The 22,793-nt window shown below is 56.9% G+C and carries 26 protein-coding genes; 19 read left to right on the top strand and 7 right to left on the bottom strand.

Annotated features, from left to right (window positions below):
- Positions 1 to 186: 186 nt before the first annotated feature.
- The 11 genes from ACLEIV_RS12810 to ACLEIV_RS12760 all read left to right on the top strand — a co-directional run bounded on the left by ACLEIV_RS12810 (position 187) and on the right by ACLEIV_RS12760 (position 7,729).
- Positions 187 to 390 carry a tautomerase family protein gene (locus ACLEIV_RS12810; protein ID WP_410457028.1) on the top strand — a complete coding sequence of 68 codons (204 nt, stop codon included), beginning with the start codon at positions 187 to 189 and terminating at the stop codon, positions 388 to 390.
- 118 nt (positions 391 to 508) lie between these two features.
- Complete coding sequence (gene crcB, locus ACLEIV_RS12805; RefSeq protein ID WP_410457027.1) at positions 509 to 895, top strand: fluoride efflux transporter CrcB; 387 nt, start codon at positions 509 to 511, stop codon at positions 893 to 895.
- Between the two features lie 56 nt (positions 896 to 951).
- Positions 952 to 1,707: a bifunctional demethylmenaquinone methyltransferase/2-methoxy-6-polyprenyl-1,4-benzoquinol methylase UbiE gene (ubiE, locus tag ACLEIV_RS12800; RefSeq protein WP_410457026.1), complete on the top strand. Its 756-nt coding sequence runs from the start codon at positions 952 to 954 to the stop codon at positions 1,705 to 1,707.
- Positions 1,707 to 2,327 (top strand): ubiquinone biosynthesis accessory factor UbiJ, encoded by a 621-nt coding sequence (locus tag ACLEIV_RS12795; RefSeq protein WP_410457025.1) that lies wholly within the window; start codon positions 1,707 to 1,709, stop codon positions 2,325 to 2,327. The genes ubiE and ACLEIV_RS12795 overlap by 1 nt, the downstream gene beginning before the upstream one ends.
- Positions 2,324 to 3,961 (top strand): ubiquinone biosynthesis regulatory protein kinase UbiB, encoded by a 1,638-nt coding sequence (gene ubiB / locus ACLEIV_RS12790; protein ID WP_410457024.1) that lies wholly within the window; start codon positions 2,324 to 2,326, stop codon positions 3,959 to 3,961. The genes ACLEIV_RS12795 and ubiB overlap by 4 nt, the downstream gene beginning before the upstream one ends.
- Before the next feature lie 83 nt (positions 3,962 to 4,044).
- Positions 4,045 to 4,299 carry a Sec-independent protein translocase subunit TatA gene (gene tatA / locus ACLEIV_RS12785; protein WP_410457023.1) on the top strand — a complete coding sequence of 85 codons (255 nt, stop codon included), beginning with the start codon at positions 4,045 to 4,047 and terminating at the stop codon, positions 4,297 to 4,299.
- Positions 4,300 to 4,301: 2 nt separating this feature from the next.
- Positions 4,302 to 4,673 carry a Sec-independent protein translocase protein TatB gene (gene tatB / locus ACLEIV_RS12780; RefSeq protein WP_410457022.1) on the top strand — a complete coding sequence of 124 codons (372 nt, stop codon included), beginning with the start codon at positions 4,302 to 4,304 and terminating at the stop codon, positions 4,671 to 4,673.
- On the top strand, positions 4,674 to 5,423 hold the full coding sequence (gene tatC, locus ACLEIV_RS12775) for a twin-arginine translocase subunit TatC (protein WP_410457021.1): 750 nt from the start codon (positions 4,674 to 4,676) through the stop codon (positions 5,421 to 5,423). It abuts the gene before it with no gap.
- Complete coding sequence (locus tag ACLEIV_RS12770) at positions 5,420 to 6,199, top strand: TatD family hydrolase (protein WP_410457020.1); 780 nt, start codon at positions 5,420 to 5,422, stop codon at positions 6,197 to 6,199. The genes tatC and ACLEIV_RS12770 overlap by 4 nt, the downstream gene beginning before the upstream one ends.
- Before the next feature lie 19 nt (positions 6,200 to 6,218).
- A complete protein-coding gene (hemB, locus tag ACLEIV_RS12765; RefSeq protein ID WP_410457019.1) occupies positions 6,219 to 7,232 on the top strand; it encodes a porphobilinogen synthase in 1,014 nt (337 codons plus the stop codon).
- A gap of 149 nt (positions 7,233 to 7,381) precedes the next feature.
- Positions 7,382 to 7,729 carry a RidA family protein gene (locus ACLEIV_RS12760; protein WP_410457018.1) on the top strand — a complete coding sequence of 116 codons (348 nt, stop codon included), beginning with the start codon at positions 7,382 to 7,384 and terminating at the stop codon, positions 7,727 to 7,729.
- A 50-nt stretch (positions 7,730 to 7,779) separates the two neighbouring features.
- On the opposite strand, the gene gppA is transcribed toward ACLEIV_RS12760, so the two are convergent.
- A complete protein-coding gene (gene gppA / locus ACLEIV_RS12755) occupies positions 7,780 to 9,267 on the bottom strand; it encodes a guanosine-5'-triphosphate,3'-diphosphate diphosphatase (RefSeq protein ID WP_410457017.1) in 1,488 nt (495 codons plus the stop codon).
- A 5-nt stretch (positions 9,268 to 9,272) separates the two neighbouring features.
- Entirely contained in the window at positions 9,273 to 10,571 is a 1,299-nt protein-coding gene (gene rhlB / locus ACLEIV_RS12750; RefSeq protein WP_410457016.1) for an ATP-dependent RNA helicase RhlB, read from the bottom strand.
- Between the two features lie 116 nt (positions 10,572 to 10,687).
- Between rhlB and trxA the strand changes: the two genes are divergently transcribed.
- The 4 genes from trxA to fre all read left to right on the top strand — a co-directional run bounded on the left by trxA (position 10,688) and on the right by fre (position 14,778).
- The gene (trxA, locus tag ACLEIV_RS12745) at positions 10,688 to 11,014 is read left to right on the top strand and encodes a thioredoxin TrxA (RefSeq protein WP_298719984.1); all 327 of its coding nucleotides are present in this window, start codon (positions 10,688 to 10,690) and stop codon (positions 11,012 to 11,014) included.
- A gap of 184 nt (positions 11,015 to 11,198) precedes the next feature.
- A complete protein-coding gene (gene rho, locus ACLEIV_RS12740; RefSeq protein WP_410457015.1) occupies positions 11,199 to 12,464 on the top strand; it encodes a transcription termination factor Rho in 1,266 nt (421 codons plus the stop codon).
- Positions 12,465 to 12,577: 113 nt separating this feature from the next.
- Entirely contained in the window at positions 12,578 to 14,077 is a 1,500-nt protein-coding gene (gene ubiD / locus ACLEIV_RS12735) for a 4-hydroxy-3-polyprenylbenzoate decarboxylase (RefSeq protein ID WP_410457014.1), read from the top strand.
- Positions 14,078 to 14,079: 2 nt separating this feature from the next.
- Positions 14,080 to 14,778 (top strand): NAD(P)H-flavin reductase, encoded by a 699-nt coding sequence (fre, locus tag ACLEIV_RS12730; protein ID WP_410457013.1) that lies wholly within the window; start codon positions 14,080 to 14,082, stop codon positions 14,776 to 14,778.
- A gap of 29 nt (positions 14,779 to 14,807) precedes the next feature.
- Here the strand turns inward: fre and ACLEIV_RS12725 are convergent, their stop codons facing one another.
- Both ACLEIV_RS12725 and ubiK read right to left on the bottom strand, forming a co-directional pair.
- Positions 14,808 to 14,987, bottom strand: a complete 180-nt coding sequence (locus tag ACLEIV_RS12725) for a hypothetical protein (protein WP_410457012.1) — start codon at positions 14,985 to 14,987, stop codon at positions 14,808 to 14,810.
- Positions 14,974 to 15,240, bottom strand: coding sequence for a ubiquinone biosynthesis accessory factor UbiK (gene ubiK, locus ACLEIV_RS12720; RefSeq protein ID WP_410457011.1), 267 nt, complete (start codon positions 15,238 to 15,240; stop codon positions 14,974 to 14,976). The genes ACLEIV_RS12725 and ubiK overlap by 14 nt, the downstream gene beginning before the upstream one ends.
- A 119-nt stretch (positions 15,241 to 15,359) precedes the next feature.
- Between ubiK and ACLEIV_RS12715 the strand changes: the two genes are divergently transcribed.
- Positions 15,360 to 16,406, top strand: a complete 1,047-nt coding sequence (locus tag ACLEIV_RS12715) for a potassium channel family protein (protein WP_410457010.1) — start codon at positions 15,360 to 15,362, stop codon at positions 16,404 to 16,406.
- 371 nt (positions 16,407 to 16,777) lie between these two features.
- Here the strand turns inward: ACLEIV_RS12715 and ilvY are convergent, their stop codons facing one another.
- Entirely contained in the window at positions 16,778 to 17,662 is an 885-nt protein-coding gene (ilvY, locus tag ACLEIV_RS12710; protein WP_410457009.1) for an HTH-type transcriptional activator IlvY, read from the bottom strand.
- Between the two features lie 153 nt (positions 17,663 to 17,815).
- On the opposite strand from ilvY, the gene ilvC reads away from it, so the two are divergent.
- From ilvC to ACLEIV_RS12695, 3 genes are all read left to right on the top strand, one after another.
- Complete coding sequence (ilvC, locus tag ACLEIV_RS12705; RefSeq protein ID WP_410457008.1) at positions 17,816 to 19,300, top strand: ketol-acid reductoisomerase; 1,485 nt, start codon at positions 17,816 to 17,818, stop codon at positions 19,298 to 19,300.
- Positions 19,301 to 19,618: 318 nt separating this feature from the next.
- On the top strand, positions 19,619 to 20,413 hold the full coding sequence (gene tcdA, locus ACLEIV_RS12700; protein ID WP_410457007.1) for a tRNA cyclic N6-threonylcarbamoyladenosine(37) synthase TcdA: 795 nt from the start codon (positions 19,619 to 19,621) through the stop codon (positions 20,411 to 20,413).
- Positions 20,414 to 20,474: 61 nt separating this feature from the next.
- Positions 20,475 to 20,756 (top strand): GIY-YIG nuclease family protein, encoded by a 282-nt coding sequence (locus ACLEIV_RS12695; protein ID WP_410457006.1) that lies wholly within the window; start codon positions 20,475 to 20,477, stop codon positions 20,754 to 20,756.
- 305 nt (positions 20,757 to 21,061) lie between these two features.
- Here ACLEIV_RS12695 and csdE read toward each other — a convergent pair whose 3' ends face one another.
- Together csdE and ACLEIV_RS12685 are read right to left on the bottom strand one after the other, a co-directional pair.
- Positions 21,062 to 21,484 (bottom strand): cysteine desulfurase sulfur acceptor subunit CsdE, encoded by a 423-nt coding sequence (csdE, locus tag ACLEIV_RS12690; protein WP_410457005.1) that lies wholly within the window; start codon positions 21,482 to 21,484, stop codon positions 21,062 to 21,064.
- The gene (locus ACLEIV_RS12685; protein ID WP_410457004.1) at positions 21,484 to 22,698 is read right to left on the bottom strand and encodes an aminotransferase class V-fold PLP-dependent enzyme; all 1,215 of its coding nucleotides are present in this window, start codon (positions 22,696 to 22,698) and stop codon (positions 21,484 to 21,486) included. The genes csdE and ACLEIV_RS12685 overlap by 1 nt, the downstream gene beginning before the upstream one ends.
- Between the last annotated feature and the right edge of the window lie 95 nt (positions 22,699 to 22,793).

Raw genomic sequence — 22,793 nt, 5'->3', positions numbered from 1 at the left:
GGTCACTGCCAGGCACCCAATTAAAAAGCCCGACTCGAAAGAGTCGGGCTTTTTTTGTCTTTTTATTCAGATAGTTTTGGTCGTCGCTCCTTCTCCCTGGCGACGATGCCTCATGCTGAATGGAAAGTTGACTCAGCTCACGTTTTTTAATGTAATGTCAGCTCATTTTCATCGTTAAAGGAAGACATGATGCCGATTCTCAATATTGCCCTGATCGAAGGTCGCAGCAACGAGCAGAAAGAAGCGTTGATCAGTGAGGTGACCGCCGCCTGTGTGCGAGCACTGGACGTCAAGCCGGAAACGGTCAGGATCCTGCTGCAGGATATTGCGACTCAGGATTTCGGTGTGGCCGGTGAATCGGTCAAGGCCAAGCGGGAACGCCTTGCCTGAGGTTTTTAGCGTATCAGAGGGTGCCTGCCGATACGCTAGCAAGAACCTTGTACGACCGGGGTGGGTTTTTGATGATGCTCGGCGTAAACTGAGCCATTATTTTCTTGGTCGGTTAAACATGAAAACCCTGCTGTTTATTGCCGTCGGTGGTGCAACGGGAGCCGTATTGCGCTTTGTCATCACCGACCTGATGGCTCGTCTGCTGGGGCGTTCCTTTCCTTACGGTATTCTGACCGTCAACCTGCTCGGCTCCATGCTGATGGGAATCATGTTCGTGCTGGTTCAGCAGCAGATGCTCAGCACTCATTCATGGCGTCCTTTTGTGATGGTCGGCATGCTGGGTGCACTCACCACCTTCTCTTCTTTTTCTCTCGATACAGTATTATTACTCGAACACGGTCAATGGTTTAAGGCGGTGTTGAATGTGTGCCTCAATGTGGTTTGCTGTATCATATTCACGTATTTTGGCATGCAGGTAACCAGCAGTCTGATTGCTTCCCGTTAGTCCGAGCTACGTATTTGCAGTACACTAACCCACTTTGATTTTATAGGTGCCTCAGCATGTCGGAACAGCACAAGTCGACGACCGACTTCGGTTACAAGACGGTAGATACCACTGAAAAAGAACAGATGGTCGCCGGCGTATTTCACTCGGTAGCAACGAAATATGATGTGATGAACGATTTGATGTCCTTTGGTATTCATCGGTTGTGGAAACGTTTCACCATCGATTGCTCCGGGGTCCGCAAGGGACAGAAGGTGTTGGATCTGGCCGGTGGCACCGGTGATTTGACCGCGAAATTTTCCCGTATTGTCGGCGAAACCGGGCAGGTGGTGCTGGCTGACATCAACGACTCCATGCTCAAGGTGGGGCGGGACAAGCTGAGAAACAAGGGGTTGGGTAGCAATATCGCCTATGTGCAGGCGAATGCCGAGGCACTGCCGTTTCCGGACAATCACTTTGATCTGATTACCATCGCCTTCGGTTTGCGCAACGTGACCGACAAGGACAAGGCGCTGGCGTCCATGCAACGGGTGCTCAAGCCCGGCGGCCGTTTGCTGGTGCTGGAGTTCTCCAAACCTCAGCACGAGATCATGAGCAAACTTTATGATTTCTACTCCTTCAACATACTGCCAAAAATGGGTTCTATGGTGGCTCAGGACAGCGAAAGCTACCGGTATCTGGCGGAGTCTATTCGCATGCATCCTGATCAGGAAACCCTGAAGTCGATGATGGAGGAGGCGGGTCTGGAGCAGGTGGAATACTTCAACCTGACCGATGGTGTGGTGGCGCTGCACCGCGGGTTCAAATTCTGATGAAGACCTTGCTGTTTCCCTTGCTCAATGGCTCGCTTGAGGCGGCATTTAATCGTTTTATGCAGCATGATAGCGAACGATTGAAGAAGGTGGCCCCATTACAGGGGAAGGTATTGCAGCTGACCGTGACCGATGTGGCCGGCCTGTACCTGCTGTTTTCCGCCGATCGACTGGAAATACTGCGGTATTATGAAGGTGCGGTAGACAGCCATCTGAGTTTGTCACTCAATGCCCTGGGTCTGCTGAAAGACAAAGGTCTGCTGATGCAATATATCCGTGATGGACGCATCGACTTACAGGGTGACCCTCAGCCCTGGCAGGACTTTTCCGCCCTGGTTAAAGATCCCAATATTGATTTGGAAGCGCTGCTGGCTCCCTATACCGGTGACATCATGGCGCACCTCTTGTGTCGTCATGGCCGCGAGTTCCGGACGGCAGTAGAGCGACGGACTCTGGGGATACGGGATCTGCTGGGAGATTATGTACGGGAAGAAGCCCGCCTGGCGGTGAGCCCGCTGGAGCTGGCCGATTTCAATGACGAGGTGAATGAGCTGAACAAGCGTTTGTTGCAGTTGCAGGCTCGACTGGCGACGCTGACGGATAAGGTTGTGCATTCATGAAAAAACTGCGGGAGCTACTTCGGCTCTATCAGATTGGAAAGACCCTGTTCGAGTATGGCCTGGATGAACTGATACCGGCACGGCTACAGGTGCTGCCGGCGCGGCTGGCAAGAAGAAGCCTGTTCTGGCTGAAAAACCGGCATCCGGACTTGTCCCGCGGCAAGCGTATCCGCCTGGCACTGGAACATCTGGGACCTGTGTTTATCAAGTTTGGCCAGATGTTGTCGACGCGCCGCGATCTGTTACCGCCGGATATCGCCGAGGAGCTGGCTCTGCTGCAAGACAGAGTGCCCCCCTTCGATGGCATCCTGGCCCGCAAGCAGATTGAAGCCAGTTTGCGGCAGCCCATCGAGGTATTATTCGATAACTTCGATGAAAAACCGCTGGCCTCGGCTTCCATTGCCCAGGTACATACCGCCAGCTTGAAAACGGGTCAGGAGATCGTTATCAAGGTTATTCGACCCGATATCGAGAAGGTCATCGAGGCCGATGTCAGCCTGATGCACTCCATGGCCACACTGGTCGCCCGTCTGGTGCCTGAACGCAGTAGCCGGTTGCGGCCGGTCGAGGTGGTAGAGGAATATCGCAAGACCCTGTTTGACGAGCTGAATCTGCTACGCGAAGCGGCCAATGCCATTCAGTTGCGGCGTAATTTCGAAGGGGCCCGTACCCTGTACGTGCCGGAAATCCATTCCAGCTATTGCCATGAAAATGTACTGGTGATGGAGCGTATCTACGGTATTCCAGTCTCCGATATCGAGGCGTTGGAAGCCAATGGCACCAACATGAAGCTGTTGGCGGAACGGGGCGTGGAAGTCTTCTTTACCCAGGTGTTCCGCGACAGCTTTTTTCATGCGGATATGCATCCGGGCAATATCTTCGTTTCTTACGAACACCCGGAAGATCCGCAGTGGATCGGTATCGACTGCGGCATAGTCGGCACCCTTAACCGGGACGACAAGCGTTATCTGGCGGAGAACTTCCTGGCCTTCTTCAACCGGGATTACCGCAAGGTCGCGGAGTTGCATGTGGAGTCGGGCTGGGTGCCGGCAGACACCAAGGTAGAAGAGTTCGAGTCGGCTATTCGTACCGTGCTGGAGCCCATCTTCGAAAAACCCTTGTCGGAAATATCCTTCGGCCATGTGCTGCTGAACCTGTTCAATACTGCCCGCCGGTTCAATATGGCGGTGCAGCCGCAGCTGGTGTTGCTACAGAAAACCCTGCTCTATGTGGAAGGTGTCGGTCGTCAGCTGTATCCACAGCTGGATTTATGGAAGACGGCCAAGCCCTTTCTGGAAGAGTGGATGCAGCAACAGGTTGGTTACAAGGCGGTGATCAATGCGGTAAAGGAAAAAGCGCCGTTCTGGGCCGAGAAGCTGCCCGACTTGCCCGAACTGGTCTACGATGCCCTGCGCCAGGCCAAGCTGCAGCAGCGGCAGGTGCAAGGTCTTTATAATCAGTTTTCCCGGCAGAATAAAGGTCAGGGCCAGGGACGTTTTCTTCTGGCTATGGGCGCCACTATATTGCTGGCCAGTACCCTGCTGCTGGGGATGGATAAAAGCGAGTGGGCCATGTCTGGCCTGGTACTGACTTTGGTTGTATGGTTGCTGGGCTGGCGGAAAATAGCCCGTTAATGTGATCTTGTATCAAGGTACTGTCATCAGGTTCGGATATCATGATGTTTGATTATTTACTCTTTACATAGGAAAGGTGTGCTATGGGTGGAATCAGTGTGTGGCAACTGCTTATTGTGGTATTGATCGTGGTGCTGTTGTTCGGTACCAAAAAGTTGCGCGGTCTGGGTTCCGATCTGGGCTCGGCGGTGAAGGGCTTCAAGAAGGCGATGACCGACGAGGAGAAGGACAAGAAAGATGCCGACTTCGAACAGCAGACGCTGGCCGACAAAAAAGAACAGGCTGATACTTTGAACCAGAAAGATCAGGACAAAACCAAAGATAAAGATCAGGTATAACCATGTTCGATATCGGTTTCTGGGAGCTAGTGGTGATAGGGGTGGTCGGGCTGCTGGTACTGGGGCCGGAGCGGCTTCCCGTAGCCATCAGAACCGTATCCCGGTTGTTTAAAACGGTACGAGACACCGCCAATGCGGTGAAAACCGAGCTGGCTCAGGAATTGAGAATGGAAGAGTTGCATCGGGATCTGAAAAAAGCCGAACAGCTTGACATGAAGAACCTGAGCCCGGAGCTGCAAGAGTCCATCGACCAACTGAAGGATGCCGCCTCTTCCGTTACTCGGCCCTATGAAAAAACACAGGCCGGTAGCGCAGCTGTTCATGGTACCGAAACCGATACCCCGCCATCGAAAGAGCCTCAGGATAAATCTTAAATGAGTCAAACACAGCAGCCGCTGATCAGCCACCTGGTTGAGCTGAGGAGTCGCCTACTCAGGGCCTTTGCCGCTATTGTGCTGGTCTTTCTGGCCCTGGTGTATTTCGCCAACGACATCTACAGTATTCTGGCCGAGCCGCTGTTGCGACAGTTGCCGGAAGGCACCAGCATGATTGCCACCGGGGTAGCGACGCCGTTTCTGACTCCGATGAAACTCACCCTGATAGTGTCGTTTTTTGCCGCCATTCCCTATGTGCTCTATCAGGTCTGGGCCTTTATTGCCCCCGGTCTGTACAAGCACGAGAAGCGGCTGATAGCCCCTCTGGTGTTTTCCAGCGCCCTGCTGTTTTATGCGGGCGCTGCGTTTGCCTATTTCGTGGTGTTTCCACTGGCCTTCGGCTTTTTCACCAAGATGGCGCCGGAAGGCGTGACTATTGCCACTGATATCGCCAGTTATCTGGATTTCGTACTCGGCCTCTTCGTGGCCTTCGGTATCGCCTTCGAGATCCCCATCGCCACTATCTTGTTGTGCTGGACCGGGGTGACGACGCCGAAAGATCTGTCCGGCAAGCGGCCTTATGTGATTGTAGTGGTGTTTATCGTCGGCATGCTGCTGACACCGCCGGATGTGATATCCCAGACTCTGCTGGCCATTCCCATGTGGCTGCTGTTCGAGGTCGGGGTCTTTTTCGCTCGTTTCTACGTACGTGATAAAAGTGAAGAGGAAGAGCAGGACGGTGCCTCATGATCGATATCGGGGTTAACCTGACCAACGGCCAGTTCGACAAGGACAGGGAGCAGGTCATCACCAGGGCCAAAGCCGCCGGTATCTCGGCGCTGGTGCTGACCGGTACCAGCCTTGAAGAAAGCCGGGCGGTGGCAGATTATGCCGCCACCGAGCCCGGATTCTGTTATGCCACCGCCGGCATTCATCCTCACGATGCTAAGACCTTCGACGGCCAGAGCCTGTCGGTATTGCGAGCGCTGGCGGCCCGGCCGGAAGTGGTCGCCATTGGTGAGTGTGGCCTCGACTACAACCGGGACTTTTCGCCGCGGCCCCAGCAGGATGCGGTGTTTGAAGCCCAGTTGGAGCTGGCAGCCGAGTTACAGTTACCGGTATTCATGCACTGCCGCGACGCCCACGACCGCTTTATCGATATCCTTAGGCCCTGGCGCAGTCGGCTGCCGGCAGCGGTGCTGCACTGCTTTACCGGTAGCGAAGCCGAGCTGCGCGACTGTCTGGCGCTGGATCTGCATATCGGTATCACCGGCTGGATCTGCGACGAGCGCCGGGGTCAGGGTCTGCAGCGGCTGGTATCGCTTATCCCGAGCAACAGGCTGATGATCGAAACCGACAGCCCTTATCTGTTGCCGCGAGATTTGTTGCCCAAGCCGTCCGGCCGACGTAACGAACCGGCGTACCTCCCTCATATTGCCCGGCGTATTGCCGCCTGCCGGGGCGATGATCCCGACGGCCTGATTGCCGCAAGCACGGTGACCAGCCACGCCTTTTTCCGTATTTAGCACCTATTCAGGAGTAGCTATGACTCAACAAGTATTTGGTGATTTTTCCTCTCGTCGCCTGCGTCGCTCACGCAAACATGATTTCAGCCGTCGGCTGGTACGGGAAAACACCCTGACGGTGGATGATCTGATCTACCCGGTGTTTGTCTTGCCCGGCTTTCAGCGTCGGGAAGCAGTAGCGTCCATGCCCGGTATAGAGCGACTGTCCATCGATCTGTTGCTGGAAGAGGCGGCGGAGCTGGTGCAGTTGGGGGTACCCCTGATTGCCCTGTTCCCGGTAGTCAATGCCAGTCAGAAAAGCCTGCTGGCCGAAGAAGCCTACAACCCGGAAGGCCTGGCCCAGGAAGCGGTACGAGAGCTCAAGAAAGCCTTTCCCGAGCTGGGGGTGATGACAGATGTGGCACTGGATCCCTTCACGGTACACGGCCAGGACGGTATTCTCGACGACAGCGGTTATGTGCTCAACGACGTGACCACAGAGGTGCTGGTGAAGCAGGCCCTGAGTCACGCCGAAGCCGGAGCCGACATTGTGGCACCTTCCGACATGATGGATGGCCGCATCGGCGCCATTCGTCAGGCGCTGGAAGAAGCCGGCTTTATCAACACCCAGATCATGGCCTATTCCGCCAAGTACGCCTCTAATTATTACGGCCCCTTCCGCGATGCGGTTGGCTCTGCGGGTAACCTCAAGGGCGGCAACAAGTCGACTTATCAGATGGATCCGGCCAATAGCGACGAGGCACTGCAGGAAGTGGCTCTGGATATTCAGGAAGGCGCCGACAGCGTCATGGTCAAACCGGGCATGCCCTATCTGGATGTGGTGCGCCGGGTGAAGGATCAGTTTGGCGTACCGACCTTCGCCTATCAGGTCAGCGGCGAATACGCCATGCACATGGCCGCCATTCAGAATGGTTGGCTGAAAGAGCGGGAAACCGTGCTGGAGTCGCTGATGTGCTTCAAGCGCGCCGGCGCCGACGGTATCCTGACTTATTTCGCCAAGCGGGTTGCCGGCTGGCTCAAGGAACAGAACTGAGTCAGCAGCCTGTCAATAAAGGCCCCGAGTGCCGGGACTGTTTTGTGTTCGGTGACCCGAAAGCACAGGAAAAAAATGTGTGCATTTGGTTATAATGTTCACGATTTTAATAATCTTTAGATTCATTCAACACAAGAGATCGTAGCGACATGACCATTATTCGCAAGTCCACCAACGAGAAAGTAAGCCGCGTTGTGATCCACAACGAAACCGTCTACCTGTGTGGCCAGGTGGCAAAGGACGTGACTGAAGACTTCGTGGGCCAGACCAAGCAGGTATTGGCGCGTATCGACGAGCACCTGGCGGAAGCGGGCACCGATAACTCCAAGCTCTTGTCAGCGTTGATCCATATCAAGGATACCGGCAACGTTGCTGCTTTCAACGAACTGTGGAACGAGTGGCTGCCGGAAGGCTGCGCGCCGGCACGTTCTTGCGTGCAGGCTCACATGGCTCGTGATGTGGTACTGGTTGAAGTTACCGTTACCGCGGCGCTGTAATGTATTACCGCCATCGGGAACAATAAAAAAGGCGCCTTGCGGCGCCTTTTTTATTGTTCCCGAATCACCAGCGGCCAGCCCTGCTCGGTCTGACGAGCCGCTTCCTGTCGCAGCTCGCTGGCCCGCAGGTGATGGTTTCGGCTCCAGTCGGCGGGAAGGGTCAGGATCAGTTGTCGATCCCGCGCTTCCAGCACGAACTCGGGCACGGTGCCACGGGTGCGGCGCAGGCAGAGGATGATGGCCAGGCGCAGCAGCCGGGCCAGCAGTATGGCCTGCTCAGACTCGATAGCGCCTTGTTGCTCCAGCGACTCATGCCGGAATTCGTCCCTCTGGTTCAGCAGCAGGGCGGCCAGCAGCTGTTGCTGAGCCGGGGTGAAGCCGGGTAAGTCCACGTGGCGGATGATATAGGCGGCATGCTCGGGTGCATGCTTGTACTCTATACAGAGCCCCAGCTCGTAGAGCAGGGCGGCCCAGCCCAGCATGGCGGTGGCTGGGGAGTCGATATTCTGGTTGCTGGCCAGTTGCTGCAGGGCGTTCAGGGCCGTGGTACGCACCCGTTCGGCCTGCTCGCGGTCCAGCTGATAGCGGCTGATCAGGCTGTCGGCGGTGCGTTCCCGGGCATCACACTCCTGGCGGCGGCCCAGCATGCCATAGATCAGGCCCTCGCGCAGGGCGCCGCCTGCCAGTGTCATGCTGTCTATCGCCAGCATCTCGAACAGGGCGATCAGAATCGCCAGGCCGGAGGGAAACACGGTGACGCGATCCGCCTGCAAGCCGGACAGCCCGAGCCGGTCGAGATGGCCACAGGCGATGGCCTGTTGTTTCAGTTGCAGCAGCTTGGCCAGGGTGATCCGTTCATCCTCACCCTGACTCATCATGATTTCCTGGATGGCCTGTACGGTGCCGGAGGCCCCGATACAGCTTTGCCAACCGAGCTTGAGGTAGTCACCGGCGATCGGCATCAGAGTCTGACGGGCGGCGGCAATGGCCTGGTCAAAGTTGGTGGCAGAGAGTTGTCCGTCAGAGAAGTAGCGGTTCAGCCAGGTGACGCAACCCATGTGCAGGCTGTTAAGCAGTTGAGGAGTCGTGCCTTCACCGACGATCAGCTCGGTGCTGGCACCGCCGATGTCTATCACCAGCCGACGGCCGGCGCCGGATGAAGTCCAGGCCACGCCTTCATAGATGGTGGCGGCTTCTTCTTCACCGGAAATAATCCGGATGGGATGCCCCAGAATGGCCTGAGCCCGTTCGAGAAAGACATCTATATTGGTTGCCAGCCGCAGGGTGGCGGTGCCGACGATACGAATATGGTCGGCGGGAATATCCTGCAACTGTTCGGCGAACAGCTGCAGGCACTCCCAGCCCCGTTGCATAGCCGCCGCATCCAGGCTGCCGTCGGCCTGCAGACCGGCGGCCAGGCGCACCTTGCGTTTGACCTTGGCCAGGGTACGGCAGGCGCCGGCCACTTCATGCACCACCAGCATATGGAAGCTGTTGGAACCCAGATCAACGGCGGCATAAAGGGCGGCGTTTTTCACCTGGCTTAGCTCCGGTTACCCTGGGGGCGGCGACGGTTGTTGCCGCCGGGACGACGCTGGCCGCTACCCTGGCGTGGGCCGCGATTGGCGTGGGCTCTGTGATGATGGATATGCGTCGGGGGTGTCACATCATCGAGCAGGGCGTCCTTGTCGTATTTGCTGACCGGAATTTCATGCTCGATATAGGCTTCCACCGCCGGCAGATTGAACACGTATTCCTCGCAGGCAAAGCTGATGGAGCAGCCGCTGGCGCCGGCCCGGCCGGTACGGCCGATACGATGTACATAGTCTTCTGCATCGTCGGGCAAGTCGTAGTTGAACACGTGGGTCACATCGGGGATATGCAGGCCGCGGGCCGCCACATCGGTGGCCACCAGAATATCCAGTACGCCGCCGGTGAAATCCTCGAGGATCTTCATCCGTTTCTTCTGGGGCACATCACCGGTCAGCAGGCCGACGCGGTGGCCATCTGCCTGCAGCCAGGCGTGAACCTTTTCGCAACTGTGTTTGGTGTTGGCGAACACGATGGCCTTGTCGGGCCACTCTTCTTCCATCAGCGTCAGCAACAGCGGCAACTTGTCTTCCTGTGCCGGATAGAACAGCTCTTCCTTGATACGAATGCCGGTTTTACGTTCCGGCTCTATCTGCACGTGCTCGGGGCTGTTCATGTGCTCGTAGGCCAGCTCCTGCACCCGCAGCGACAGAGTGGCGGAAAACAGCATGTTCTGACGCAGGTTGGCTGCCGGCATGCGGCGGAACAGGAAGCGGATGTCCTTGATAAAGCCCAGATCGAACATGCGATCCGCTTCATCCAATACCACTACCTGAATGGCGCCCACATCGATGATTTGCTTCTTGAGGAAGTCGATGATGCGGCCCGTGGTGCCGACCAGGATATCGACGCCGGCTTCGAGTACCTCTGTCTGTTTCTCGTAGCCATCGCCGCCGTAGGCCAGACCCATCTTTAGACCGGTACTGGCGCTGATGGTATCGGCGTCGTTGAAAATCTGGATGGCTAGTTCGCGGGTAGGTGCCATGATAATGGCCCTGGGCTGGTTCATCTGGCGGTTTTCGAGAGCCGGCGTGGTCAGCAGATGGTCAAAGGTAGCGGCGAGAAAGGCGATGGTTTTACCGGTACCGGTCTGGGCTTGTCCGGCGATATCCTTGCCCGAAGTCAAATAGGGTAACGACAGCGCCTGAATGGGCGTGCAGTTGTGAAATCCTTTTGCTTCCAGTCCGGCCAGAACCTGCGGCTGCAGGCCCAACTGGGCAAATTTTACGTCTGTTAAGTGTGTTTTGCTCATAGCGTTCAGAATATCAGGTTAGGCTTGCAATAATAAACAGGATCATTTGAAATAGGCCAACTAAATTGCCCTCGACGTTGTGTGTCGCGGGATAAAACGACTGATTGGAGTTGGAGATGAGTGACAAAATTGTTCAGCTGACCGATGCCAGCTTCGAAGCTGACGTAGTTAAGGCCAGTGGCCCGGTTCTGGTAGACTTCTGGGCTGAATGGTGTGGTCCCTGCAAGATGATTGCCCCCATTCTGGATGAAGTGGCCGGTGAATATGAAGGTAAGGTCACCGTGGCCAAGCTGAATATCGATCAGAATGCAGATACTCCGCCCAAGTTCGGTATTCGTGGCATCCCTACGCTGCTGCTGTTCAAGAACGGCGAAGTAGCGGCCACCAAGGTAGGTGCGCTGTCCAAGACTCAACTGAAAGAGTTCCTGGACGCTAACCTGTAATGGTGAGATAAGGGGTGCGCAAGGCACCTCTTATCGTTTTTGCTAGACGGCCTTTCTTTTTGGTGCTAGTTTATTGTTCGTTTGCTAGCCTATTTTGTGCCCCAGAGGCCCTCCGATTTCAAGTCTCAATCCGGCAGACTTTCCTGATTATTTAACACATCCTGGTTGACAGAAACCCACCACTATGAATCTTACCGAACTCAAGAATACCCCCGTATCTGAGCTGATAAAGCTTGGGGAAACCATGGGCCTGGAAAACCTCGCCCGTTTGCGCAAGCAAGACATCATCTTTGCTATCCTCAAAGCTCATGCCAAAAGTGGTGAAGATATCTTCGGCGATGGCGTGCTGGAAATATTGCAGGACGGCTTCGGTTTTTTGCGCAGCGCCGATTCTTCCTATCTGGCCGGCCCTGATGACATCTATGTTTCGCCCAGTCAGATCCGTCGTTTCAATCTGCGGACCGGTGATACCATCGCCGGTAAAATCCGTCCGCCGAAAGAAGGCGAGCGTTACTTCGCACTGTTGAAAATCAACGAAGTCAACTATGACAGACCCGAAAACGCCCGTAACAAGATACTGTTCGAAAACCTGACTCCGCTGCATGCCAACGAGCGGATGAAGATGGAACGGGGCAACGGCTCTACCGAGGACATTACCGCCCGGGTGCTGGATCTGGCATCGCCTATCGGCAAGGGTCAGCGTGGTCTTATCGTGGCGCCGCCCAAGGCCGGTAAAACCATGCTGTTGCAGAACATCGCGCAGAGCATCGCCTACAATCATCCGGAATGTGTGCTGATCGTCCTGCTGATTGACGAACGTCCGGAAGAAGTGACCGAGATGCAGCGCATGGTGAAGGGGGAGGTGATTGCCTCTACCTTCGACGAGCCTGCCGCTCGCCACGTACAGGTGGCCGACATGGTGATCGAAAAGGCCAAGCGTCTGGTCGAGCACAAGAAAGACGTGGTGATCCTGCTCGACTCCATTACCCGTCTGGCCCGCGCCTACAACACCGTAGTGCCGTCTTCCGGCAAGGTACTGACCGGTGGTGTGGATGCCAACGCACTGCACAGACCCAAGCGTTTCTTCGGTGCGGCCCGTAATGTAGAAGAGGGCGGCAGCCTGACCATTATCGCCACCGCCCTGGTAGAAACCGGCTCCAAGATGGATGACGTTATCTACGAAGAGTTCAAGGGTACCGGTAACATGGAACTGCACCTGTCGCGCAAGATTGCCGAGAAGCGGGTTTATCCCGCCATCGACATTCCTCGTTCCGGCACCCGTCGTGAAGAGCTGCTGACCACGCCGGACGAGCTGCAGAAAATGTGGATACTGCGCAAAATAGTGCATCCCATGGGCGAGAGTGACGGCATCGAGTTCCTGATCGACAAGCTGGCGATGACCAAGACCAATGATGAGTTCTTTGAAGCCATGAAGCGACAGCAGAAGTAATCATCAGGAGTTGAAAAGAACCGCGGCCCGTCCGCGGTTTTTTATTGCCCGATACAAGCTATCCCGAACCGGGTATAATCTTCGGCGTTATTCGATGCTCTTGGAATAAACCTATGAAATATAAGGATTTGCGCGACTTCATTGCGCAACTCGAAGCTCAGGGCGAACTCAAGCGTATCCAGCATGAAATCGACCCCTATCTGGAAATGACCGAGATCTGTGACCGCACGCTCAAGGCGGGCGGTCCGGCCCTGTTGTTTGAAAACCCCAAGGGCTTCGATATGCCGGTGCTGGGCAACCTGTTCGGCACTCCCAAACGGGTGGCCATGGGCATGGGCCAGCAGGATGTTGAGTCGCTGCGCGAAGTTGGGCGCTGGTTGTCTTATCTGAAAGAGCCGGAGCCGCCCCGGGGTCTGAAAGAGCTGATGGAAAAGCTGCCCATCTTCAAGCAGGTGCTCCACATGCCGGTCAAGCGGCTGAAGAAGGCCCCCTGTCAGGAAGTCATGCTGGAAGGTGACGATGTCGACCTGACCAGGCTGCCGATTCAGCATTGCTGGCCCGGCGACGCGGCACCTCTGATCACCTGGGGTCTGACCATTACCCGTGGGCCTTACAAGAAGCGCCAGAACCTGGGTATCTATCGTCAGCAGCTGCTGGGCAGGAACAAGGTCATCATGCGCTGGCTCAGCCATCGCGGCGGTGCCCTCGACTTTCGTGAGTGGCAGGAAGCCAACCCCGGTCAGCCTTACCCGGTAGCGGTAGCGCTGGGCGCCGATCCGGCGACCATTCTCGGCGCCGTGACGCCGGTGCCCGACACCCTGTCCGAATATGCCTTCGCCGGTCTGCTACGTGGCAGCCGCACCGAGGTGGTCAAGTGTATCGGCAGCGATCTGGACGTACCCGCCGGCGCAGAAATCGTACTGGAAGGCTATATCTATCCCGACGAGATGGCACCGGAAGGCCCTTATGGCGATCACACCGGCTATTACAACGAAATCGACGAGTTCCCGGTGTTTACCGTGGAGCGCATCACCCGCCGCCGTGACGCCATTTACCACTCCACCTATACCGGTCGGCCGCCCGACGAGCCGGCGATACTGGGTGTGGCGCTGAACGAGGTATTTGTACCCATACTGCAGAAGCAGTTTCCGGAGATAGTCGACTTCTATCTGCCACCGGAAGGCTGCTCCTATCGTATGGCGGTGGTGACCATTAAAAAGCGCTACCCGGGCCATGCCAAACGTGTCATGCTGGGCGTTTGGTCGTTTTTGCGCCAATTCATGTATACCAAGTTCGTTATCGTGTGCGATGACGATATCAACGCCAGAGACTGGAATGACGTGATCTGGGCCATTACGACCCGAATGGACCCGGCGCGGGATACGACCCTGATCGAACACACCCCCATCGACTATCTGGACTTTGCCTCGCCGGTATCCGGCCTGGGCTCCAAAATGGGGATGGATGCCACCAACAAGTGGCCGGGTGAAACCGACAGGGAATGGGGTCTGCCCATCGAGATGACGGACGAAGTAAAACAAAGGGTCGACAGTTTATGGGATCAACTCGGGATCCTGGATTCGAGTGCCAAACAGAGTGAACTCAAAGGATAGTCATGCAGAAAGTAACATGTAGTGTTGAAGCCCTGGAAGAAATGGCCGAAGCCCTGTGGTATGTGCGATTGAAACCGGAATTGTCCGTGGACTTTCTCCCCGGCCAGTATCTGCTGGTGGTAATGGCGGATGACGACAAACGCCCCTTCTCCATCGCCAATACCGTGAATGAAGAGGGTGTGCTGGAACTGCACATCGGTGCCGGCCCGGATAATACCTATGCCATGCAGGTGCTCAAGCGCATGCAGGAGCAGGGCCAGATAGAAGTACAGCTGCCGGCGGGCAAGGCCCACCTGCGTTCGGATTCCCGTCATCCGGTGATCCTGATGGCCGGTGGCACCGGTTTTGCCTATACCCGTTCCATACTGCAGCAGATGCTGGCGGATGGTCTGCACCAGCCGGTGTTCCTGTATTGGGGCGTCCGCTTCGAGGATAACCTGTATGCGGATCAGGAGATGAAGACCTGGGCCGCCGAGCACAAGGAACTGACCTATGTGCCGGTGGTGCAGAACGGCGATGAGCACTGGCAGGGTCATACCGGCCTGGTGCATGAAGCCATCATGGAAGATTTCCCCAGTCTGGCGGGCTATGACATCTATGTGGCGGGTCGCTTCGAGATGGCCGGCGTGGCGCGGGAAGCCTTCAAGGAAAAGGGCGTAGAGGCGGATCACCTGTTCGGTGACGCCTTCGAGTTTATTTAAACTCGGCCAGGAGCAGGGGTTGATATCCCCTATTCCTGTTTATGGGGTTTGCCGGGTAGCTGGCTCAGATCCAACGCCCGGATGGCGTCTATCGCCAGTTCGAAGCGGCCTTGCTGGCACAGGCCCAGCAGGCCGCCTTCCTCATAGGCGGTCAGCGCCGCCTGCAGGCAGCGTTGTCGGATCTGCTCGGCGAACTCAGCCTCGTTCATCCTGGCTGTCGGCCAGGTGACGCTCCAGCAGCGCCAGCTTGGCTTCCATCTCGTTCAGTTTTTCCCGGGTGCGCAGCAGTACCTTGGTCTGCACATCAAACTCTTCCCGCGTGACCATGTCGAGCTTACCCAGTTGGGCCTGTAATACGGTACGAATACGTTTTTCCGCTTCTTCGCCCATGTTCTTCAGCCCGCTGGGCAGGTTGTTCTGGATCTGTTTGGCGATCTCTTCCAGTTTCTTCGGATCTAGCATGTTTATCTCCTTGGCTATGGGGTCATTTTACCCCTAATCGCCGGCATCGGTCAGGTCGGACTTTCCATTTTGGTACGAAAGCCGTAGTTTTAGATGACCAAGCTTCAAATGAGATAAACATGTTCCACCTGTTTACACGTTTGCTCTATCGTCTGACCCGCCGCCTCAGTTGGCAAAACCTGCTGGTGTTGTTGCTGTTGCAGGCCGGGGGCAGCTGGCTGCTGCTTGTTCTGGCGGGAGAGCAGGAACTGACGGAGCCGTCGGTGTTTTTCTATTACAACGCCGTGGTGATCAGCACCGTTGGTTTCGGTGATTATTCCCCGGTGACCGAGGCGGGGCGGTGGGCGGTGGCATTGTTTCAGATCCCCTTCGGCCTGCTGGTATTCGGTAGTTTTATCGGCAAATTGACCCAGACCCTGGTGTCCTGGGTAAGGAGAGGTATGTCAGGCAAGGCAGATTATTCACATTGTTCCGGCCATACGCTGCTGTTCGGCTGGAACGGCGCCCAGACCGAACGCATCGTCGATCTGCTGCTGGCCGACAGCGCCAGCCATACACAGGAAATCCTGTTGTGTGTCACTCAGGAGATGGAACATCCCTTTCCTGAAAAGCCGGCGGTCAAATTCGCTCGTCTGCATTCATTCACCGCTCCCGGCGAGCTGGCGCGGGTAGGGCTGGCTCATGCCAGTCGGGTGCTGGTGGATGGGGAAGACGACGATCAGACCCTGACCACCTCGCTGGCGCTGTCTGCCAAGGCGGCGCCGGATGCACACCTGTGCGCCTGGTTCACCGAAGCCAGCAAGGCGGAGCTGCTGCGACTGCATTGTCCCAACGTGGAAGTGTCCAGCTCCAAGGAGGCGGAGATCCTGGTACGTTCACTACAGGATCCGGGCGCCAGCCTGATCCAGGAGCAGATTTTCTCTACCCTGCTGGGGCCGACCCTGTATCGCATTCAGGTACCGCAGAGTGTGGGGGAATTGGTGTACGGCCGCTTGCTGAGTACTTTCAAGCAAGAGCACAATGCCACCCTGCTGGGTATTTCCAGCCAGGCCAGCGGCCAGGATATAGAGCTGAATCCCGCCGGCGATACCCGGATTGGCAGCGGCAGTTTCCTCTACTACATCAGCCCGGAACGATTACAGAGTGTGGATATCAGCTGGGAGTAATGTTGGCAGCATTCAGAACCGATCACTGCCGATCGGCTGATACATTTGGTTAATGCTTTGATTCCGCTGCCAAGAGGCAACAGGGCCGCCTCTTCCGACACGCTACGAGTACGTCCCTGTAAGCTCGCACATGCCATCCATGGCATGTGACGGTCGGAGGAGGCAATCCCTGTTGCCTCTTCTTGAGCACAGTGTTGTGGCAGACGATGCCAGCAGGCGGCTTCGGTGCATCAAGAGGGCGAAGGGGATCTGCTCAGCCGACCATCCGTGCCACGGCTGAGCCTCCACGGATGGATTTACGGCGAGTTGGCGGAGCGGGCCCTTTGTCCGACCTGCAAGCGGAGCTTCATCCGATAGGTATAACCCCCCTACTACGACGGTTCCAGTGCGGTTTGCTGGAAGGCGCGGATCAGCGGGTCGTCCAGCCGCTTCTTCAGCAGGCAGACCCCTACCTCGATGGACTTGAGCGCCGGGCTGGGCGACAGCACCCGCACCTTGTCGCCCATGGGGCTGTGATCGATCACCACCCTGGGTACCACGCCGATGCCGAACCCCAGCGCCACCATGCCGATGATGGCTTCGTTGCCGGCCACCTCCGCATAGATATTGGGGCTGATGCCCTTGGCCTTGAACCATTGGTTGGCACGCTTGCGGGCCACGCCCTGCTCGGAGACGATCACCGGCAGCCGTTGCCAGTCCAATGGGCGCTGTTCCAGCAGTTCGCTGACCGGGCCCGGTGAGGTAGGGGCGATAAACACCATTGGTACCGTCTGCAGATTGACGAAGTGCACCTTGGCCGGCAGGGCGTCGGGGCGGGCGGCAATGGCCAGATCCGACACATCGTCCAGTATCTTGTCGATGGCCAGCGCCGGGTCACCGGTTTCCAGCCGTATTTCCAGCCGGGGATAACGGCTGCGAAAACGCTCCAGAATACCGGGCAGCAGAAAGTAGCTGGCGGTTACCGAGCAGAACACCCGCAACCGCCCTTGCAGGCTGTCGTCGCCGTGCTTGAGTTCCTGCTTCAGGTTTTGCCAGTCCGCCAGCCAGCCCTGGGCAAACAGTTGCAGTCGGGCACCGGCCGGGGTCAGGGTCACGCTGCGGTTGTCTCTTGTCAGCAATTCACAGCCGGTCTCCTGTTCCAGGCGTTGTATTGCACGGCTGAGGGTGGAAGGGCTCACGGCCATGGCATCGGCGGTGTGACCGAAATGCAGGCTCTGGCTCAGATGTACGAACAGTTCGAGATGGCGGAAATCCATGGGCGGTCCAAAGAATTACGTTGCATAAAATGAAATACTCTATTTCGAATATATCATTTTAAGCAATGAAAAGCCTGAGGTATAGTGTCTGGGTCGTCACCGGAAAAACGGTGCAAGCATTCAAATTAAACGGATTAATTGGAGCAAAAGGTCATGGCTAACTATTTCAACACCCTGAATCTGCGTCAGCAGCTCGAACAGCTCGGCAAATGCCGTTTCATGCATCGCGCCGAATTCGCCGATGGATGTAACTACCTGAAAGGAAAGAAGGTCGTTATCGTCGGTTGTGGCGCCCAGGGTCTGAACCAGGGTCTGAACATGCGTGACTCCGGCCTGGATGTGGCCTACGCTCTGCGTGCCGAAGCCATTGCCGAAAAGCGCAAGTCTTTCCAGCAGGCCACCGAGAACGGCTTTAAAGTGGGCACCTATGAAGAGCTGATCCCCACCGCTGATCTGGTGATGAACCTGACGCCGGACAAGCAGCACACCTCTGCCGTTAATGCCGTTATGCCCCTGATGAAAGACGGTGCGGCCCTGGGTTACTCCCACGGTTTCAACATCGTTGAAGAAGGCATGCAGATCCGTAACGACATCACAGTGGTGATGGTCGCGCCCAAGTGCCCCGGCACCGAAGTACGCGAAGAGTACAAGCGTGGTTTCGGCGTACCTACCCTGATCGCGGTTCACCCGGAGAACGATCCCAAGGGTGAAGGTCTGGCCATCGCCAAGGCCTGGGCTTCCGCTACCGGCGGCGACCGTGCCGGTGTTCTGGAATCTTCCTTCGTGGCCGAAGTGAAATCCGACCTGATGGGCGAGCAAACCATTCTGTGCGGCATGCTGCAGGCTGGTGCCATCGTGGCCCACGAGAAGATGATTGCCGACGGCATCGATGCCGGTTATGCAGGCAAGCTGATCCAGTTCGGTTGGGAAACCATCACCGAAGCCCTGAAGCAGGGCGGCATCACCAACATGATGGATCGTCTGTCCAACCCGGCCAAGATCAAGGCCTTCGACCTAGCCGAAGAGCTGAAAGGCCTGATGCGTCCGCTGTTCAACAAGCACATGGACGACATCATCCAGGGTAACTTCTCTGCCGGCATGATGGCCGACTGGGCCAATGACGACAAAGACCTGCTGACCTGGCGTGAAGAGACTGCCGAGACCAGCTTCGAGCAGTACCCGGCTTGTGATGAAGTGATCGACGAGCAGGAGTACTTCGACAATGGCATTCTGCTGGTTGCCATGGTGAAAGCCGGTGTTGAGCTGGCCTTCGAAGCCATGACTGCTTCCGGCATCATCGACGAGTCTGCCTACTATGAGTCTCTGCACGAACTGCCGCTGATCGCCAACACCGTTGCCCGCAAGCGTCTGTACGAAATGAACGTGGTTATATCGGATACCGCCGAGTACGGTAACTACCTGTTTGCTCACGCCGCAGTGCCGCTGCTGCGCGAGAAATTCATGCCGAAAGTAGGTACCGATGTGATTGGCAAGACCATCAAGGTCGAATCTAACTCCGTTGACAACCGTCGCCTGATCGACGTGAACGAAGCCATTCGCAACCACCCGGTTGAGACCATCGGCAAGACACTGCGTTCTTACATGACCGATATGAAAAACATCGCCGTTGGTGGTTGATAGATAAAAATAAACAGAGCTACAAAGACAGGGAGGCTTCGGCCTCCCTTTTTGTTTTTCTCTAAAGGCCCTCACCGTATAATGGCGACCATATAAGTAGATTGCCCATCCCGAGGGCGGTCGCTGAAAGGCACGGCACGCCGACACGCTGTAAATACCTCCATGTACGCTCAGACACACCATCTGACCGCGATGGATGTTGGGAATGCCGACATGGCAGAAGCACTTTTTGGCCATGGTGTGTCACGGTCGGCTTAGCCGTATCCTCTCATCGCCCTTTCCGGGTTATGCGTTGTCTGCACCAAGTTGGAGAGAATGATGAGTTTTGACGAGCGTTTTGGGGGGATAGCCCGGCTGTACGGGGCCGATGCCCTGGCCCGGTTTGCGGCGGCCCATGTGTGTGTGATCGGCATCGGTGGGGTAGGATCCTGGGCGGCGGAAGCGCTGGCTCGCTCCGGTATTGGTGCCATCACCCTGATCGACATGGACGACATCTGCATTACCAACACCAACCGTCAGATCCATGCCCTGAGCAACCAGATTGGTCAGGAAAAAACCGTGGCCATGGCCGAGCGAATCAAGTTGATCAACCCGGATTGTCGGGTGACGGTGGTGGATGACTTCATCAGCCCGGATAATCAGGCCGAGCACCTGCTGGAGGAGTTCGATTATGTGGTGGATGCCATCGACTCGGTCAAGGCCAAGGTGGCGCTGATCGCCTATTGCAAACGCAACAAGATCCGGGTGATCACCGCCGGTGGCGCCGGTGGGCAAACGGATCCGAGCCAGATCATGATCCGCGATCTCAGCAAAACCATTCAGGATCCGTTAGCGGCCAAGGTACGCGGCGATCTGCGCCGTTTCCACAACTTCAGCAAGAATCCCAAGCGCAAGTTTGGTGTAGATTGCGTGTTTTCTACCGAACAACCCCGCTATCCGGACGGCGCCGGTGGCATCTGCAGCACCAAGAAGGAATCGGACGGCACCATGAAGATGGACTGTGCCTCCGGCTTCGGCGCCATCACCCATATCACCGCTACCTTCGGCTTCTTCATGGTCAGCCGGGTACTCTCAAAGCTTGCTTCGCAAGCAGCTATAAGCGATCAGCTTTAAGCCGTAAGTCGAGCTAGTTGCAATCAGACTACTGAGCCAAACTTGCACTAAGGAGAGGGGTATGTCCTTGAAAGTTATCTACAAGATTACTTATCCGAACGGAAAAATTTATATAGGCAAGGATCTGACCGATAGCATCAACTACTTCGGCAGTGCCAGTGGTGAGCTGATTGCGAAAGACTTCACCCGTGAGCAGCGGCAGAGCATGACTATCACAAAAGACATTCTGTTTGAGTCACATGATGCGGTAGAAATAAACTGCCGAGAGTCGGAGTTTATTCGGGAGTATCAATCCAACAATCCCGAAATCGGCTATAACCGCTGGCCTAAGTATCGACCGTAATCGTGAACTGTCGTCGGCCAAAGCGCACTGCTTCTCCGGCACGCCGTGAACCCATCCCTAGGGGCTCCGCTGCGCCATCCATGGCGCAGAGGGCCGGCGAAGCAGATACCCTTTGCCCTCCTTGGTTGAGCTCGGAGTTGACGGTCAGTATCCAACAGGCTGCGCCGGAGTTTCACGAAGCTGCAGTGGGGATTGCCGTAGCCGACCGTCAAATGCCATGGATGGCATTTGCCGAGCGTCCCATGGATGGGCTCGCAGCGTGTCGGAGGAGTGCAACCGCGCTGCGGCTTCGTATTGCGATCGATTCAGCTTTCGGCTTGGGTTTTAATGGCCGTGACCACGGCTCTGAGGCCGTTACCCCGGGAGGGGCTCAAGTGTGGCAGCAGTTGCGACTCGGCAAAATAGGTGTCCATATCGAAGGCCCGAATCTGCTCGGCAGTCTTGTTGCTGAGCGCGGCTAGCACCACCGCCATCAACCCCTTGACGATGCGGGCGTCCGAGTCGCAGTGAAACTGCCAGACGCCCTTTTCATCCTGCTCACTCAGCAGCCAGGCCTGGCTTTCGCAGCCGTGGATGGCGTTGGCCTCGGTCTTGTGTTCCGGGGCCAGGGGCGGCAGCTGTTTGGCCAGCAGGATCAGCTGGCGGTAGCGGGCCTCCCAGCCCTGAGCGGCGGCGAACAGGGCGCGCACCTCGGTGTCGGTGATCTCGGTGCCAAAGGGGTGGGTCATTAGAGCAGCTCCCGGGCCTTATCGATGCCGGCCAGCAGGGCGGCGACGTCATCGGCACTGTTATAAAAAGCAAGCGAGGCGCGCACCGTGCCGTTTTTCAGCCCCAGGGCCTGCATCAGCGGCATGGCGCAGTGATGGCCGGTGCGCACGGCAATGCCCTGCATATCGAGCAGGGTGGCCAGATCCTGAGGATGCACTTCATCCATCACGAAGGACACGGCGCCAGCTTGGGGTCGGCCGATGACGCGAATGTCGCTCATGCTGTTCAGCCCTTCGACCAGCCGCTGCAGCAGCTCGTGTTCGTGGCGCTGCAGGGTGGTTTGGTTTTGCTCCTGCAGGTAATCCACCGCCGCACCCAGGGCGATGGCCCCGGCGATGTTGGGGGTTCCCGCCTCGAATTTGAACGGCGGCGCGGCAAAGTCGGTGTGCTCAAAACTCACCGTCTTTATCATTTCGCCACCGGTCTGCCAGGGGGGCATTTTTTCCAACCACTCGGTTTTGCCGTAGAGCACACCGATGCCGGTGGGGCCGAACATCTTGTGGCCGGAAAAGGCGTAGAAGTCGCAGTCCAGAGTCTGTACGTCAACGGGGAAATGACCCACCGCCTGGGCGCCATCTACCAGGGTCACCGCACCCACCGCCTTGGCCAGGGCGATCAGCTCGGTCACCGGATTGACCTGCCCGAGAGCGTTGGATACATGGCCTACCGCCAGCAGCCGGGTACGTGATGTTATCAGCTCACGGGCGGCCTCCAGATCCAGCTCGGCCTCTGCGGTGAGCGGGATCACCTTCAGCACAGCGCCGGTGGTGGTGGCCACCTGTTGCCAGGGCACTATGTTGGCGTGGTGCTCCAGGGTGGAGATCAGGATCTCGTCCCCGGCCTTGAGAAAGTGGCGGCCAACACTATAGGCGACCAGGTTGATGGCTTCCGTGGTGCCCCGGGTCCAGACGATCTCTTGTGCCGAGGGTGCACGAATAAAGCGTGCCACCTTTTCCCGGGCCTGCTCGAAGGCGCGGGTCGCCTGACCGCTCAGGGCGTGGGAGGCGCGATGCACATTGGCGTTGGTATCACGATAATAGTGATTGAGGGCGTCCAGCACCGCCTGGGGCTTCTGGGTGGTGGCGGCGTTATCCAGGTACACCAGCGGATGACCGTTGACGATTTGGGCCAGGGTGGGGAAGTCGCGTCTGAGGGTGAGGATGTCCGGTGCCATGGGCCTGTCTGTTGAATGAGCGCTGACCGGGATCATGAGCCAAAGCCGGAGCGATGACAAGATACCTTTCGTCGCTCGGCCCTTCACCCCTTGGA

Origin of the sequence: Oceanisphaera submarina (assembly GCF_046521305.1) — a bacterium.
In the GTDB taxonomy this organism is placed as follows: domain Bacteria; phylum Pseudomonadota; class Gammaproteobacteria; order Enterobacterales; family Aeromonadaceae; genus Oceanimonas; species Oceanimonas submarina.
This window is presented reverse-complemented; position numbering and strand designations above follow the sequence as displayed.